The organism is Streptomyces sp. NPDC016309 (assembly GCF_043077235.1).
Classification (GTDB): Bacteria; Actinomycetota; Actinomycetes; order Streptomycetales; family Streptomycetaceae; genus Streptomyces.
Map to the genome: position 1 here is coordinate 91,553 of NZ_JBIBSG010000013.1, position 14,702 is coordinate 106,254.

General features: G+C 71.9%; 15 protein-coding genes. 6 read left to right on the forward strand and 9 right to left on the reverse strand.

Going from position 1 to position 14,702, the window contains the following annotated elements; genetic code table 11:
• Positions 1 to 68: 68 nt before the first annotated feature.
• The 5 genes from ACF068_RS28090 to ACF068_RS28110 all read right to left on the reverse strand — a co-directional run bounded on the left by ACF068_RS28090 (position 69) and on the right by ACF068_RS28110 (position 5,270).
• Positions 69 to 1,184, reverse strand: coding sequence for an LOG family protein (locus ACF068_RS28090; protein WP_392277079.1), 1,116 nt, complete (start codon positions 1,182 to 1,184; stop codon positions 69 to 71).
• Positions 1,185 to 1,301: 117 nt separating this feature from the next.
• Positions 1,302 to 2,477 (reverse strand): hypothetical protein, encoded by a 1,176-nt coding sequence (locus ACF068_RS28095; protein WP_392277080.1) that lies wholly within the window; start codon positions 2,475 to 2,477, stop codon positions 1,302 to 1,304.
• Positions 2,459 to 3,187, reverse strand: coding sequence for an ABC transporter ATP-binding protein (locus ACF068_RS28100; protein ID WP_392277081.1), 729 nt, complete (start codon positions 3,185 to 3,187; stop codon positions 2,459 to 2,461). The genes ACF068_RS28095 and ACF068_RS28100 overlap by 19 nt, the downstream gene beginning before the upstream one ends.
• A gap of 212 nt (positions 3,188 to 3,399) precedes the next feature.
• Complete coding sequence (locus ACF068_RS28105; protein ID WP_392277082.1) at positions 3,400 to 4,779, reverse strand: aspartate aminotransferase family protein; 1,380 nt, start codon at positions 4,777 to 4,779, stop codon at positions 3,400 to 3,402.
• Entirely contained in the window at positions 4,764 to 5,270 is a 507-nt protein-coding gene (locus ACF068_RS28110) for an Lrp/AsnC family transcriptional regulator (protein WP_392227249.1), read from the reverse strand. Before ACF068_RS28110 ends, ACF068_RS28105 begins: the two co-directional genes overlap by 16 nt.
• A 187-nt stretch (positions 5,271 to 5,457) precedes the next feature.
• Between ACF068_RS28110 and ACF068_RS28115 the strand changes: the two genes are divergently transcribed.
• From ACF068_RS28115 to ACF068_RS28125, 3 genes are all read left to right on the forward strand, one after another.
• Positions 5,458 to 6,894 (forward strand): gamma-aminobutyraldehyde dehydrogenase, encoded by a 1,437-nt coding sequence (locus ACF068_RS28115; RefSeq protein WP_392277083.1) that lies wholly within the window; start codon positions 5,458 to 5,460, stop codon positions 6,892 to 6,894.
• 110 nt (positions 6,895 to 7,004) lie between these two features.
• On the forward strand, positions 7,005 to 7,211 hold the full coding sequence (locus ACF068_RS28120) for a hypothetical protein (protein ID WP_392277084.1): 207 nt from the start codon (positions 7,005 to 7,007) through the stop codon (positions 7,209 to 7,211).
• Positions 7,212 to 7,302: 91 nt separating this feature from the next.
• Positions 7,303 to 7,836 carry a hypothetical protein gene (locus ACF068_RS28125; RefSeq protein WP_392277085.1) on the forward strand — a complete coding sequence of 178 codons (534 nt, stop codon included), beginning with the start codon at positions 7,303 to 7,305 and terminating at the stop codon, positions 7,834 to 7,836.
• A 19-nt stretch (positions 7,837 to 7,855) separates the two neighbouring features.
• Here the strand turns inward: ACF068_RS28125 and ACF068_RS28130 are convergent, their stop codons facing one another.
• The 3 genes from ACF068_RS28130 to ACF068_RS28140 are packed head-to-tail and all read right to left on the reverse strand — an operon-like array spanning position 7,856 to position 10,355.
• Complete coding sequence (locus tag ACF068_RS28130) at positions 7,856 to 8,641, reverse strand: SAM-dependent methyltransferase (protein WP_392277086.1); 786 nt, start codon at positions 8,639 to 8,641, stop codon at positions 7,856 to 7,858.
• Entirely contained in the window at positions 8,638 to 9,330 is a 693-nt protein-coding gene (locus ACF068_RS28135; RefSeq protein ID WP_392277087.1) for a glycerophosphodiester phosphodiesterase, read from the reverse strand. The genes ACF068_RS28130 and ACF068_RS28135 overlap by 4 nt, the downstream gene beginning before the upstream one ends.
• Positions 9,330 to 10,355 carry an adenosine deaminase gene (locus ACF068_RS28140; protein WP_392277088.1) on the reverse strand — a complete coding sequence of 342 codons (1,026 nt, stop codon included), beginning with the start codon at positions 10,353 to 10,355 and terminating at the stop codon, positions 9,330 to 9,332. The genes ACF068_RS28135 and ACF068_RS28140 overlap by 1 nt, the downstream gene beginning before the upstream one ends.
• A gap of 91 nt (positions 10,356 to 10,446) precedes the next feature.
• Here ACF068_RS28140 and ACF068_RS28145 point away from each other — a divergent pair, with 91 nt between their 5' ends.
• A complete protein-coding gene (locus tag ACF068_RS28145) occupies positions 10,447 to 11,034 on the forward strand; it encodes a DUF4190 domain-containing protein (protein ID WP_392277089.1) in 588 nt (195 codons plus the stop codon).
• A gap of 108 nt (positions 11,035 to 11,142) precedes the next feature.
• Here ACF068_RS28145 and ACF068_RS28150 read toward each other — a convergent pair whose 3' ends face one another.
• Positions 11,143 to 11,691, reverse strand: coding sequence for an NADAR family protein (locus ACF068_RS28150; protein WP_392277090.1), 549 nt, complete (start codon positions 11,689 to 11,691; stop codon positions 11,143 to 11,145).
• A 175-nt stretch (positions 11,692 to 11,866) separates the two neighbouring features.
• Between ACF068_RS28150 and ACF068_RS28155 the strand changes: the two genes are divergently transcribed.
• Both ACF068_RS28155 and ACF068_RS28160 read left to right on the forward strand, forming a co-directional pair.
• Positions 11,867 to 13,372 (forward strand): gamma-aminobutyraldehyde dehydrogenase, encoded by a 1,506-nt coding sequence (locus tag ACF068_RS28155; RefSeq protein WP_392277091.1) that lies wholly within the window; start codon positions 11,867 to 11,869, stop codon positions 13,370 to 13,372.
• A 62-nt stretch (positions 13,373 to 13,434) separates the two neighbouring features.
• A complete protein-coding gene (locus ACF068_RS28160; RefSeq protein WP_392277092.1) occupies positions 13,435 to 14,682 on the forward strand; it encodes a spermidine/putrescine ABC transporter substrate-binding protein in 1,248 nt (415 codons plus the stop codon).
• Positions 14,683 to 14,702 lie beyond the last annotated feature (20 nt).

Consider the following 14,702-nt stretch of genomic DNA (forward strand, 5'->3'; position numbering starts at 1 on the left):
AGCATCCGGCGGCCGCGCCAACGACGCCCGCCTGGTGGGCCATACGGCTTCAAGGAGGCGCCCGCGGCCTACCCCCCGCCGAGCCGCCGCAGCGCCTCCGGGGCCTCCTCCACACCGTCCACCAGGGCGATGCGCGCCTCCATGGGGCGGCCGGCGGCCAGGGCCTCCAGCAGGGGCCAGGCGGGCAGGTGCTCGGTCCAGTGGGTGCGGTTGACCAGCACCATGGGGGTCGGTTCGCCCCGGGAGCCGTAGTAGTTGGGGGTCGCGTTGTCGAAGACCTCCTGGACGGTGCCGGCCGCGCCGGGGAGGAAGACGACACCCGCGTTGCAGCGGGCCAGCAGCCCGTCCTCGCGGGTGGCGTTCGCGAAGTACTTGGCGATGTGGGACGCGAAGGCGTTGGGCGGCTCGTGTCCGTAGAACCAGGTCGGGATGCCCACCGAGTCGCCGCCCTCCGGCCAGCGGGAGCGGACCTCGAAGGCCACCCGTGCCCAGTCGCCCACGGACGGCACGAACGACGGCTCCTTGCCGAGCAGGAGGAGGGCCTCCTCCAGCATGGCGTCGTCGTGGGGGGCGGCGTAGGCGCCCAGGTTGGCGGCCTCCATGGCACCGGGCCCGCCGCCGGTGGCGACGGTCAGCCCGGCGCGGGCGAGGCTGCGGCCGAGGCGGGCCGCGCCGGCGTACGCGTCGGTGCCGCGCGCCATGGCGTGGCCGCCCATCACCCCGACGACCCGCGCCCCGTCCAGGTGCTCGTCCAGCGCGTCGGAGACCGCGTCGTCGTGTACCGCCCGCAGCATCGACCCGAAGACGTCGCCGTCCGCCTTCGTCCGCTGGAACCAGGCGTAGGAGAGCGCGTCCGGCGTCCGCTCGTACCCCTGCTCCGCGAGGCCCGCGAACAGTTCGCCGGGGGAGTACAGCAGCCCCCGGTAGGGGTCGAACGGCAGGTCCGGCACGGGCGGGAAGACCAGTGCCCCGTCGGCCCGCACCTTGGCGGCCGCCTCCGGGTCCATCCGGCAGCCGAGGAACACGGCGCCCGCCGAGGGGAGCGCGAGCAGCGCGCCCGTACGGTCCGTCAGGTCGAGTGACTGGAGCCGGAATCCGGCGAGACTGCCGCGCGCGGCCACCTCGTCGAACTCCTGGAGGGTCTCCAGTTCGCGGTCGTGGCCGGGTCCGGGTATGTGCGCCATGCCGCCACGATAGCCACCCGCGCCCGGCGCCCCGTGCCCGCGCCCCGCCACCCGCGCCCGGCGCGCGGCCGCCCGGCCCGCCCGGGGACACCACCGCGGCCGGGCCCCCGGCGGGTCCTACCCGCGCAGCGGCAGCGCGGCCAGCTCCGCGACGGCCCAGGTCAGCGGGACGAACACGGCCAGCAGCGCCAGGGCGCGCAGCCCCACGGCCAGCCGGAGCGTCGAGGCCGAGGCGCCCAGCCGCAGCAGCGCGTCCTTGGTGGTGACCCGGGTCTGCCGGGACTCCAGCGCCGCGGTCAGCAGCGTCGCCGTGGTGCACGTCATCACCAGGGCCGCGCCCAGCCCGGTCAGCGGGCCGAACGGATGGGAGGAGTTGCCCCGCTCGTACAGGGTGATCGCCCCGATCGTCGCCGAGGCCACCGCGCAGGAGACGCCCAGCGGCCGGCCGATGCGCCGCGCCTCGTCCATCAGCGCCCGTCCCGCCAGCAGCCGGAGCACACCGGGCCGGAACGTCTGGAGCAGCCGCCCCGTCAGATGCGTCAGCCCCGGGCCGGCGACGGCGAGGCCCACCGCGGTGAGCGCCCAGCCCGCCAGCACGCCCGCCGGACCGCCGCCGAAGCCGTCCGGCAGCGCCACGGCCGCCGCACCGCCCCCGCCGCCCCGGGAGGCGTACGTCTCGATCGCCACGCCCAGCGCCATCAGCGCCACGCCCCACGGGAGCCCGGCCGGCGTCGTCGCGGCGGCCGGCTCGGCGGTGTCGGGGTCGTCGTCCAAGGCCGCCTTGCGGCGGGGCCGCAGGGCCAGGGCGGCCGAGCAGGACGCGACGACCGGCACGATCGCGAGCAGGGTCAGCGCGGCCGCGAGCGGCAGGGGCCGGCCCGCCCCGAGCAGGTCCGCCGACGCCCCGTCGAAGGGCAGGCCGGTGAGGTCGCCGCGCAGGTGCAGGAAGACCAGCAGCGCGACCATCGAGCCGAGCGTGCAGGCCACGGCGGTGGACGTGGCGGCGACGGCGGCGAGCCGGGCGGGGCCCAGGCCGATCGCCGACAGGCCCGGACGCGGCCGGGTGGCGGGGTCGGTCCGGGCGACGGCGACGGCGAAGTGCACGGTCGCGGCGAGCGGCAGGGCGCACCAGGCCAGCCGGGTGAGGGAGACCTGGGACTCGCCGGGGTGCCCGATCGCGTACCCCAGGGCGCACAGCAGCAGGAAACCGACCCCGGCCGACGCGGCGGCGACGAGCAGCCGGCGCAGCAGCACCAGGGGGTGGGTGCCGCGGGCTAGACGGAGAGCGAGCACGCGTCGCGGCCCTCCGCTCCGTCGAGGTGCACGGAGTTGACGCGCCGGCCGTCGAGCAGGTGCGCCGTGCGGTCGGCGAGCGCCGCCACCTCCGGGTCGTGCGTGGCGAGCAGGACGGTGATGCGGTGCGACCGGGCGGCGGCGGTCAGGGTGCGCAGCACCTGGGCGCCGTCGGCGCGGTGCAGGGGTGCGGTGGGTTCGTCGGCGAACAGCAGGGACGGCATGGTGACCAGGGCGCGCGCGATGGCGACGCGCTGGCGCTGGGCCTGGAGCAGGGCGCGGGGCCGCTTGCGCGCGCAGTCGCCGGCGTCGAGCCGGTCCAGCCAGTCGAGGGCCGCGGCCTTGGCGGCCCGGCGGGAGGTGCCGCGCAGCATCAGGGGCAGGGCGGCGTTCTCCCAGGCGGTGAGCTCGGGGACCAGGCCGGGCTCGGGTCCGATCCAGCCGAAGCGGTCACGGCGCAGCCGTTCGCGCTGGAGGGGGCTCATGGTGTGGACGGGCACGCTGTTGTACCAGACCTCGCCCTCGCGGGGGACGAGCCGGCCGGACAGACAGCGCAGCAGAGTCGTTTTGCCACTTCCCCGCGGCCCGCTCACCGCCAGGATCTCGCCCTCACGCACGCCGAGGGAGACACCCTGGAGCGCGGGGGATCCGTTGTGGGAGTGGTGCAGGGCACGTGCCCAGAGCACGTCGTTGTCCGGCGGGGCCACCATGGCGTACACCTCGGTATCGGTTCTGATGTGTCGTTCCCCCGTACGTTGTTCCCCCGTACGGCGGAACGATGGTAGGGCGGATCGGTCACAGGAACCGTAGGGAGTGGCGAGGCGGCTGTCCGGACAGCACACGGCCCGGGTCCGCCCATCTCACTCGGATGGGGCAGGACCCGGGCCGCGTTCAGCCTACGATCGGACGATCACGCCGAGGGTCACAGCTTCGTCCAGGCCTCGGTGAGGGTGGCCCGGAGGATCTGCTCGATCTCGTCGAACGTGGACTGGTCGGAGACCAGCGGCGGCGCAAGCTGGATGACCGGGTCGCCGCGGTCGTCGGCCCGGCAGTACAGGCCGTTGTCGAACAGCGCCTTGGAGAGGAACCCGTACAGGACGCGCTCGGTCTCGTCGTCGTTGAACGACTCCTTGGTGACCTTGTCCTTGACGAGCTCGATGCCGTAGAAGAACCCGTTGCCGCGGACGTCGCCGACGATCGGCAGGTCGTGCAGCTTCTCCAGGGTGCCCTTGAAGGCGGACTCGTTGTCCAGGACGTGCTGGTTGAGGTTCTCGCGCTCGAAGATGTCGAGGTTGGCGAGGCCCACGGCCGCGGAGACCGGGTGGCCGCCGAAGGTGTAGCCGTGCAGGAAGGTGTTGTCACCCTTGTAGAACGGCTCCGCCAGGCGGTCGGAGATGATGCACGCGCCGATCGGGGAGTAGCCCGAGGTCATGCCCTTGGCGCAGGTGATCATGTCCGGTACGTAGTCGAACTTGTCGCACGCGAACATGGTGCCGAGGCGGCCGAAGGCGCAGATGACCTCGTCGGAGACGAGCAGCACGTCGTACCGGTCGCAGATCTCGCGCACGCGCTGGAAGTACCCTGGCGGCGGCGGGAAGCAGCCACCGGCGTTCTGCACCGGCTCCAGGAAGACCGCGGCGACGGTGTCGGGGCCCTCCATCAGGATCTGCTGCTCGATCTGGTCGGCGCACCAGCGGCCGTAGGCCTCGGGGTCGTCGCCGAAGATCGGGGCGCGGTAGATGTTGGTGTTGACCACCTTGTGCGCGCCGGGGACCAGCGGCTCGAAGGGGGCCTTCAGGCCCGGCAGGCCGGTGATGGACAGGGCGCCCTGCGGGGTGCCGTGGTAGGCGACCGCGCGGGAGATGACCTTGTGCTTGGTGGGCTTGCCCACCAGCTTGAAGTACTGCTTGGCCAGCTTCCAGGCGGTCTCGACCGCCTCGCCGCCACCGGTGGTGAAGAAGACCTTGTTCAGGTCGCCGGGCGCGTGGTGCGCGAGGCGCTCGGCGAGCTCGACGGCCTTCGGGTGGGCGTAGGACCACACCGGGAAGAAGGCGAGCTCCTGGGCCTGCTTGTAGGCGGTCTCGGCGAGCTCGGTCCGGCCGTGGCCGGCCTGGACCACGAAGAGGCCGGCGAGGCCGTCGAGGTAGCGCTTGCCCTTGTCGTCGAAGATGTAGGTGCCCTCGCCGCGGACGATGGTCGGGACGGGGCTGTTCTCGTACGACGACATGCGGGTGAAGTGCATCCACAGGTGGTCGTAGGCGGTCTTGGAGAGGTCCTTGCTCACGGCTATCGGGTTCCCCACATATAGGTCTGCTTCTTGAGCTTGAGGTAGACGAAGCTCTCGGTGGAGCGCACGCCGGGGAGTGTGCGGATGCGCTTGTTGATCACATCCAGGAGGTGGTCGTCGTCCTCGCAGACGATCTCCACCATCAGGTCGAAGGAGCCCGCGGTCATCACCACGTACTCGCACTCGGCCATGGCCGTCACCGCGTCCGCCACCTGCTCCACGTCACCCTCGACGTTGATGCCGACCATCGCCTGACGGCGGAAGCCGACGGTGAGGGGGTCGGTCACGGCGACGATCTGCATGACGCCCTGGTCGAGGAGTTTCTGGACGCGCTGGCGCACGGCCGCCTCGGACAGGCCGACGGCCTTGCCGATGGCGGCGTACGGGCGGCGCCCGTCCTCCTGGAGCTGTTCGATGATCGCCAGGGATACGGCGTCGATCGTCGGTGACGATCCGTTCCCGGCCCTGGGGTCTGCGCTTCGACTGGCCACGCCTTCACTCTGCACCGAGTCTCGTCACTCGCGCAACCCCAGATCGAGGAAATCCGTCGTTCAGGAGTTGTAATCCCACTGAATCCGAAGTTATGGAGCGTCGGCCCTGTCGGAATCGTCGCCTCAGCGACTAGGGTGGGCCTGTCCAGTACTTGGACACCTGAGTCACCGAGCACCACGAGACCGACAGGAGGGGTGGCAAGTGACCACCGAGCTGCGTCGTCTGCGCAACTACATCAACGGGGAGTTCCGGGACGCCGCCGACGGACGGACCATCGACGTGGTCAACCCGGCCACCGGCGAGGTGTACGCCACTTCTCCGCTCTCCGGGCAGGCGGACGTGGACGCCGCCATGGAGGCGGCCGCGGCCGCCTTCCCGGCCTGGCGCGACACCACGCCGGCCGAGCGCCAGAAGGTACTGCTGAAGATCGCCGACGCCTTCGAGGAGCGGGCCGAGGACCTCGTCGCGGCCGAGTCGGAGAACACCGGCAAGCCGCTGGAGCTCACCCGCACCGAAGAGGTCCCCCCGATGGTGGACCAGATCCGCTTCTTCGCGGGCGCCGCCCGGATGCTGGAGGGCAAGTCCGCCGGCGAGTACATGGAGGGCCTGACCTCGATCATCCGCCGCGAGCCGGTCGGTGTCTGCGCGCAGGTCGCCCCCTGGAACTACCCGATGATGATGGCCGTGTGGAAGTTCGCCCCGGCGCTCGCCGCCGGCAACACGGTCGTCCTCAAGCCGTCGGACACCACCCCGGCGTCCACCGTGCTGATCGCCGAGATCATCGGCTCGATCGTCCCCAAGGGCGTCTTCAACGTCATCTGCGGCGACCGCGAGACCGGCCGTGCCATGGTCGAGCACCCCACGCCCGCCATGGCGTCGATCACCGGCTCCGTACGCGCCGGCATGCAGGTCGCCGAGTCCGCCGCCAAGGACGTCAAGCGCGTCCACCTGGAGCTGGGCGGCAAGGCCCCGGTCGTGGTCTTCGAGGACACCGACATCGACAAGGCCGTCGAGGACATCTCCGTGGCCGGCTTCTTCAACGCCGGCCAGGACTGCACGGCCGCCACCCGCGTCCTGGTCCACGAGTCCATCCACGACGAGTTCGTCTCCGCCCTCGCCAAGGCCGCCGCCGGGACGAAGACCGGGCAGCCGGACGACGAGGACGTGCTCTACGGCCCGCTGAACAACGCCAACCAGCTCGTGCAGGTCAGCGGCTTCATCGACCGCCTCCCCGCCCACGCCAAGGTCGAGGCGGGCGGCCACCGGGTCGGCGACAAGGGCTACTTCTACGCCCCGACCGTCGTCTCCGGCCTCAAGCAGGACGACGAGATCATCCAGAACGAGGTCTTCGGCCCCGTCATCACGGTCCAGTCGTTCCGCGACGAGGAGCAGGCCCTGGAGTACGCCAACGGCGTCGAGTACGCCCTGGCCTCCTCCGTCTGGACCAAGGACCACGCCCGCGCGATGCGCATGTCCAAGGCCCTGGACTTCGGCTGCGTCTGGATCAACACCCACATCCCGCTGGTCGCGGAGATGCCGCACGGCGGCTTCAAGAAGTCCGGCTACGGCAAGGACCTCTCGGCGTACGGCTTCGAGGACTACACGCGCGTCAAGCACGTGATGACCTCGCTCGGCTGATCACCGCCGCACCCCGCGGGCGGGCCGGACCTCCGGCCCGCCCGCGGTCGTTCCCCCGGCGTGTGGGCCACCCGCACACGGGTACCCGGAGCGCCGACCCGGGAGGTGACATGAACGACAGGACGCCACAGGACCGCGCCCGCGAGCGCGCCGAGGAAGAGCCCGGAGCCCACTCGGGCGCCGAGCGCCAGGCCGGCCACCGCACCGTCCCCGGCACCGCGAGCGCGGCCGAGGGCTACCGCCCAGGAGAGGGCACCGAAGGCGGCGAACCGCTCAAGGGCGTGGAAGCCGACGAGGACGACGCCACCGGCCGGTAGCACCGCCGCCGGTCCCCCGCCGGTCCCCCGTCCGGCGCACCGGCGGGGGACCGGCGTCGGCCCCTGACCGGCACGGTCGTACGCTGCGGTAATGAGCGAGACCCGCGCCCTCCTGCGGCGTATACGTGTGTGGTTGGTCGTTTTCATCGTCTGCCTGGTGCTGAGCGGGGCGACGGCCTTCCCGCTCGTCACCGAGCTGCACCTGCTCCAGGACGCCCTGAACGGCTGGGCGTCCCCCGTGGCCGACGCCTTCCCCGGTCTCCAGGAATGGATCACGCGCGTGCGCGCCGGCCTCGACACCGCCGACGCGCGTTACCCGTTCCTCCTCTACGGCACGGACTGGCTCGCCTTCGCGCACCTCGTCATCGCGGTCGCCTTCTACGGTCCCTACCGCGACCCCGTACGCAACATCTGGGTGATCGAGTTCGGCATGATCGCGTGCGCCGGGATCATCCCGCTCGCCCTGATCTGCGGACCGATCCGGGGCATCCCCTTCTGGTGGTCGGTGATCGACATGTCCTTCGGGGTCTTCGGAGTCGTCCCGCTGCTGTTCGTACGCCGCCTGATCAAGCGCCTGGAGGCGCTGACCGCCCCGGTCACCGGCGTCCGGGCCCTGGTCGCCTGACGCCCCGGCGGCGCGGCGGCTACGGCTTGCGGGCCACCGCGCCGAACTGGGCCACCTCGGCCGCCGCCGCGAACCGCCAGCTCGCGCACGACACGATGCCCGGCTCCAGCACCTCCAGACCGTCCAGGAACGACGCGAACTCGGCCCGGTCGCGCGCGGTGATCGGCGGCGTGGCGTTCTTGTTCCAGAACTCCATCGCCTCGGCGTTGCCCTCGCCGCCCAGCTCCAGCGTCGGGTGCGTCAGCACCAGGTAACTCCCGGACGGCACGCCCGCCATGAGCGTCTTCACGATCGAGCGGGCCTCGTCGGTGTCCAGCACGAAGTTGAGGATGCCGAGCATCATCACCGCGACCGGCCGGTCCAGGTCCAGGACCGGCCGGACCGCCTCCAGGATCCGCTCCGGCCGGTGCGCGTCCGCGTCGATGTACTCGGTGACGCCCTCCGGCGAACCGGTGAGCAGCGCGCGGGCGTGCGTCAGGACGATCGGGTCGTTGTCGACGTACACGATCCGCGCGTCGGGCGCGACGCGCTGCGCCACCTCATGCGTGTTGTCGGCGGTCGGCAGGCCCGTGCCGATGTCCAGGAACTGCCGTACGCCCGCCTCGCCCGCCAGGTACGTCACCGCGCGGCCGAGGAACGCCCGGTCCGCGCGGGCGACTTCGCCGATGCTCGGGTACATGGCGACCACCTGGTCGCCGACCTCCCGGTCCACCGGGTAGTTGTCCTTGCCGCCGAGCCAGTAGTTCCAGACCCGGGCGTTGTGCGCGATGTCGGTGCGGATCCTGCCTGTGCTGTCCGGGCTCACGTGCGGGTTCCCTTCAGTACGGCGCTCAGCGCGTCCACGCGGTTGGTGGTGATCGAATCCACCCCGTCGGTGATCAGCCTACGCATGGTCCGTCGAGTATCGGCCGTCCAGGCCGAAACCAGCAGCCCGTTCCGGTGGACGCGCTCGGTGAGCTCCCGACCGACCAGTCCGAAGCGGTAGTTGAGCCAGCGCGGCGCCACCGCCGCCAGCAGCACCGGGCGCGGCGGCGCGAGGGTGGTCCAGGTCAGGGCGATCTCGGCGCCGGGCTCGGCGGCCCGCACCAGCAGCATGGCGGCGGCGCTGGAGCAGTAGTAGACACGGTCGCCCGCCCCGCACTCCCGTACGGCGCCGACGACGGCCCGCACCGACCGCTCGGTCGCGCCCGGCAGGTCGATCATCACCCGGTGGCCGTCGACCGCGTCGAGCGCCTCGCGCAGCGTCGGCACCCCGTCCGGGCCGGTGAGCGCGCGCAGTTCGGCCAGCGTGACCCGCTCCAGCGGGCGGTCGACGCCCCACAGCCGCTTCAGCGACTCGTCGTGGAGCAGTACCGGGACGCCGTCCCGGGTGAGCCGTACGTCCACCTCCACCGCGTCCGCGCCGCGCGCCAGCGCCGAGCGGAGCGAGGCGAGCGTGTTCTCGCGCACGCGGTACGGGTCGCCCCGGTGTCCCACGACCGTGACGGGGCGCATCAGCGGCGGAGCCACTCGGTGGTGTAGGAGTCGATCTCGGCGATGATCCGCGCCTTGCCGGCCGGGTCGAGGAACGACGCCTCCACCGCGTTCCTGGCCAGCCGGGCCACGCCCCGCTCGTCCAGCTCCAGCAGCCGGGCGGCGACCTCGTACTCGGTGTTCAGGTCGGTGCCGAACATCGGCGGGTCGTCGGAGTTGATGGTGACCAGCACTCCGGCGGCGACCATCCGCTTCACCGGGTGCTCGTCGAGGTCCAGGACCGCGCGGGTGGCGATGTTGGAGGTCGGGCACACCTCCAGCGGGATGCGGTGCTCGGCGAGGTACGCCAGCAGCTCCGGGTCCTCGGCGGCGCTGGTGCCGTGGCCGATGCGCTCGGCGCGCAGCTCGGTCAGGGCGTCCCACACGGTCTGCGGGCCGGTCGTCTCCCCGGCGTGCGGGACGGAGTGCAGCCCGGCGGCGATGGCCCGGTCGAAGTACGGCTTGAACTGCGGGCGCGGTACGCCGATCTCGGGCCCGCCCAGCCCGAACGAGACCAGGCCGTCGGGCCGCAGGTCCACCGCGAGCCGCGCGGTCTCCTCGGCCGCCTCCAGGCCCGCCTCACCGGGGATGTCGAAGCACCAGCGCAGGATCACGCCCAGCTCGGTCTCGGCGGCCACGCGGGCGTCCTCGATCGCGGCCATGAACGCCTTCTCGTCGATGCCGCGCCGGGTGGAGCTGTAGGGCGTGATGGTGAGTTCCGCGTACCGGATGTTCTGCCGGGCCATGTCGCGGGCCACCTCGTACGTCAGCAGCCGGACGTCCTCGGGTGTCCTGATCAGGTCCACCACCGACAGGTACACCTCGATGAAGTGCGCGAAGTCGGTGAAGGTGAAGTAGTCGACCAGGGCCTCGGGGTCGGTGGGGACCTTCGAGTCGGGGTGGCGGGCCGCGAGTTCGGCGACGATCCGGGGCGAGGCCGAGCCGACGTGGTGGACATGCAGTTCGGCCTTGGGCAGCCCCGCGATGAAGGGGTGCAGGTCGGTCATCGGGTCCTCCGTGTGCGCTTCGCTCGCCGGGCTGGTCAGGGATCATCGTAGGGCGGCCGTTAGCATGACCGGACACGATCGGGGAGGGCCCATGTCAGAGAAGAGCGATCACAACGATCCGTGGGCTCCGCCGGAGAGCAGGGCCCCTCAGGACCCGGTGGACTCCTACCGGCCGCCGTCGGGGGTGCACGACCAGCCGACGATGACGTCCGTGCCGGGCGCCGAGCTGCCGCCGCCCCCGATAGCCCCGGGCGGCCCCGCCCCGACTCCTCCGGGCCCGTACGGCTACCCCGCCGGCTCGTACGGCTACCCCGGCTACTACGGCACGTACGGCCAGGCCGGCTGGCAGCAGGCCCCCGCCAACGGCATGGGCGTGGCCGCGCTCGTCCTCGGCATCATCTCGGTGGTCCTGTTCTGCGCGTGGGGCCTGGGGATCGTCCTGGGCATCCTGGCGCTGATCTTCGGCATCGTGGGCCGCGGGAAGGTCCGGCGGGGCGAGGCGAACAACCACGGCATGGCCCTGGCCGGGATCATCCTGGGCGCGGTGGGAATCGTGGTGAGCGGTGCGTTCCTGGCGTTCCTGATCTGGACGGTGGTGACGGAGCAGGGCCGGGACAACTACGAGGACGAGTACGGCCACGACCCGTTCGACACGTCCCTGGTGCTTCCCCGCGCCTGACCCACCGCGCCTCCGCCTTGCCGGGTGGGTGCCCCGCCGGCCGCGAGGAGCGAGCCCGGAGGGGCGCCGCCCCGGTTCCGTTGTGCCCACAACGGGGGGCAGGGCCCGTCAGGGGTGGCGGAGGGTCGTGCGGGCCCGCATGAGGGCGAAGCCGAGGAGGTTCAGGCCCCGCCAGTGCGCGGGGGACTCCGCGCGGGGATCGTCGGCGGCCAGGCCGATGCCCCACACCCGGTCCACCGGGCTCGCCTCCACCAGCACCCGGTCGCCCGTCGACAGCAGGAACGCCCGCAGCTCCGGGTCGGCGCCGAACTTGTGCTCGCTGCCCTCGACCACCACGCGGAACCGCTCCCGCTTCCACACCGTCTCGTCGAAGCCGCGCACCAGGCGGCCCGCCTTCTTGGCGAGCGCCGGGTTCGGCGCCTCGACGGCCTGACGCTCGGCGTCCGCGTCGCCGAAGAGCCGGGCCTTGGACGCCATCATCCAGTGCTCCGCCGTCGCGTAGGTGACCCCGTCGACCGTGAACGGCGAGGGCCACCACTGGCTCAGGCAGCTCGCCCCGAGCGTGCCGTCCCGCTTCGGGGTGTGGCCCCAGAAGTGCAGGAATTTCACGCGTTCACCCCTGCTGACCTGCTCGATCAGCTCGTGCACCTTCTCCATGCACGCCAGTCTGGCAGCCGCCACGGACACTCCGTACGGAGATATCGGCGCCCACCCGACACATGGTCGACCGATTCCGTCGCGTAACCAAAAGGCAACAACGGAATCCCTTGTTGCCCGGCACCTCCTCTGTCAGGATCGGCACTCAATTCGAGCCGGGACAACGGAGAGCGTCATGGGCAACTCCTTCCAGGGACTCGACCGCTTCGCGGCCGGGGCGCAGTACATCGACGGGCGGCCGCGGCCCGGCACCTCGGGGCGTGAGCACACGGTCGTCGACCCGGCGACGGGGGAGAAGGTCCTGGCGTACGCACTGGCCTCCGCCGCCGACGTGGACGCCGCCGTGGCAGCCGCCCGGGCGGCGCTGCCCGGCTGGGCGGGCGCGACCCCGGGCGAGCGGTCGGACGCGATGCACCGGTTCGCCGCCCTGCTGGCCGAGCGGGCGGAGGACTTCGCCCACGCCGAGTCCCTCCAGTGCGGCAAGCCGATCAAGCTGACGCGGGAGTTCGACGTCCCCGGGACGGTCGACAACACCGCCTTCTTCGCGGGGGCCGCCCGCCACCTCCAGGGCCAGTCGGCGGGCGAGTACAGCGGTGACCACACCTCGTACGTCCGCCGCGAACCGATCGGCGTCATCGGCTCCATCGCCCCCTGGAACTACCCCCTCCAGATGGCCGCCTGGAAGGTCCTCCCGGCCATCGCCGCGGGCAACACCATCGTGCTCAAGCCCGCCGAGCTGACTCCCCTGACGTCCCTGATGTTCGCGCGGGCCGCCACCGACGCGGGCATCCCCGACGGCGTCGTCAATATCGTCACCGGCGCCGGCAAGGACGCCGGCGAGCACCTCGTCGGCCACCCCGACGTGGCGATGACGTCGTTCACCGGGTCCACCGCCGTCGGCAGGCGCGTCGCCGAGATCGCCACCGCCACCGTCAAGCGACTGCACCTGGAGCTCGGCGGCAAGGCCCCGTTCGTCGTCTTCGACGACGCCGACCCGGAGGCCGCCGCGCACGGCGCGGTCGCCGGCGCCCTGATCAACACCGGCCAGGACTGCACCGCCGCCACCCGCGCGTACGTCCAGCGCCCGCTGTACGACGCGTTCGTCGAGCGGGTCGCCGACCTGATGGCGAGCGTGCGCCTCGGTGACCCCTTCGACGAGAGCACCGACCTCGGCCCGCTCATCAGCCACGCCCAGCGCGACCGGGTCGCCGCCTTCGTCGACCGCGCCCGCGCCTACGCCACGGTCGTCACCGGCGGTAGCGCGCCGCGCGGCCCCGGCGCCCACTACCGGCCGACGCTGATCACCGGCGCCCCCCAGGACAGCGAGATCGTGCAGGCCGAGATCTTCGGACCGGTCCTGGTGGTGCTGCCGTTCGACAGCGACGAGGAGGGCCTGGCCCTGGCCAACGACACCCCCTACGGCCTGGCCGCCTCGGCCTGGACCCGTGACGTGTACCGCGCCGGGCGCGCCACCCGCGAGATCAAGGCGGGCTGCGTGTGGATCAACGACCACATCCCGATCATCAGCGAGATGCCGCACGGCGGCTACAAGGCGTCCGGCTTCGGAAAGGACATGTCAACCTACTCCTTCGAGGAGTACACGCAGGTCAAGCACGTGATGTACGACAACACGGCGGTCGCCCGGAAGGACTGGCACCGCACGATCTTCGGGGACCGATAGCAGCGAGAGCGCCGGGCCGCCCGACCAGCGGCCACCGCCACACCACCCGAAAGGCACAGCGCATGGAGCAGTACCAGCCCGACAGCCTCTCCGCGGCACAGCTCGCCGCGATGCGGCGCAGCCTCACGAACGGCAGGGGTGCCCTCACCCGCCGTTCCATGCTGCGCGCCACGGGCGTCGGCGCGCTCACGCTCGGCGGTCTCGCCGGCCTGAGCGCCTGTGGGATCCCGCCCGCCGCACGGGAGGGCGACGGCCCCGCCTCCACCGATTTCTCGGCCCGGGAGAAGCGGCTCAGCTTCTCCAACTGGACGCAGTACATCGACATCAGCGACGACGAGAAGCGGCGTCCGTCCCTGGAGGCGTTCACCAAGCGCACCGGCATCACGGTCACGTACACCGAGGACATCAACGACAACGTCGAGTTCTTCGGCAAGATCAAGCCGCAGCTCGCCGCGGGTCAGGACACCGGCCGCGACCTGATCTGCGTCACGGACTGGCTGGCCGCCCGGATCATCCGCCTGGGCTGGGCGCAGAAGCTCGACCAGTCGAACCTCCCCAACGCGTACGCCAACCTGTCCTCCCAGTTCCGCCGCCCCGACTGGGACCCCGGCCGCGCCCACTCGTACCCCTGGACCGGCATCTCCACGGTCATCGCGTACAACAGCAAGGCCACCGGCGGCCGCAAGGTCGACTCCGTCAGCCAGCTCCTGGACGACCCCAAACTGAAGGGCCGGGTCGCGTTCCTGTCCGAGATGCGCGACTCGGTCGGCATGACCCTGATCGACATGGGCAAGGACCCGGGCAAGTTCACCGACGCCGACTTCGACGCGGCCGTGGGCCGCCTCCAGAAGGGCGTCGACACCCAGCAGATCCGCCGGTTCACCGGCAACGACTACACCGGCGACCTCAACAAGGGCGACATCGCCGCCTGTCTCGCCTGGGCCGGTGACGTCATCCAGCTCCAGGCGGACAACCCCGACATCAAGTTCGCGATCCCGAACGCCGGTTACATCACCTCCAGCGACAACCTCCTGGTCCCCGCCAGGGCCCGGCACAAGGCCAACGCCGAGAAGCTCATCGACTACTACTACGAGCTGCCGGTCGCCGCCCGGCTCGCCGCGTACATCAACTACGTCTGCCCCGTCGAGGGCGTCCGCGAGGAACTCGCCGCGATCGACCCCGCCCTGGCGTCGAACACGCTGATCCTCCCGGACAAGGCGATGGCCGCGAAGTCCCGCGCCTTCCGCTCCCTGAGCAGCGCGGAGGAGACGGCGTACGAGGAGAAGTTCGCCAAGCTCATCGGCGCCTGAGCCACCGCCCTCGCCCACCC

Bases quoted from the DNA above. Each gene is read 5' to 3' on its own strand.
- ACF068_RS28090 (WP_392277079.1), bottom strand. From the start codon at position 1,184: ATGGCGCACATACCCGGACCCGGCCACGACCGCGAACTGGAGACCCTC.
- ACF068_RS28100 (WP_392277081.1), bottom strand. From the start codon at position 3,187: ATGGTGGCCCCGCCGGACAACGACGTGCTCTGGGCACGTGCCCTGCAC.
- ACF068_RS28120 (WP_392277084.1), top strand. From the start codon at position 7,005: ATGAACGACAGGACGCCACAGGACCGCGCCCGCGAGCGCGCCGAGGAA.
- ACF068_RS28125 (WP_392277085.1), top strand. From the start codon at position 7,303: ATGAGCGAGACCCGCGCCCTCCTGCGGCGTATACGTGTGTGGTTGGTC.
- ACF068_RS28135 (WP_392277087.1), bottom strand. From the start codon at position 9,330: ATGCGCCCCGTCACGGTCGTGGGACACCGGGGCGACCCGTACCGCGTG.
- ACF068_RS28140 (WP_392277088.1), bottom strand. From the start codon at position 10,355: ATGACCGACCTGCACCCCTTCATCGCGGGGCTGCCCAAGGCCGAACTG.
- ACF068_RS28145 (WP_392277089.1), top strand. From the start codon at position 10,447: ATGTCAGAGAAGAGCGATCACAACGATCCGTGGGCTCCGCCGGAGAGC.
- ACF068_RS28150 (WP_392277090.1), bottom strand. From the start codon at position 11,691: ATGGAGAAGGTGCACGAGCTGATCGAGCAGGTCAGCAGGGGTGAACGC.
- ACF068_RS28155 (WP_392277091.1), top strand. From the start codon at position 11,867: ATGGGCAACTCCTTCCAGGGACTCGACCGCTTCGCGGCCGGGGCGCAG.
- ACF068_RS28160 (WP_392277092.1), top strand. From the start codon at position 13,435: ATGGAGCAGTACCAGCCCGACAGCCTCTCCGCGGCACAGCTCGCCGCG.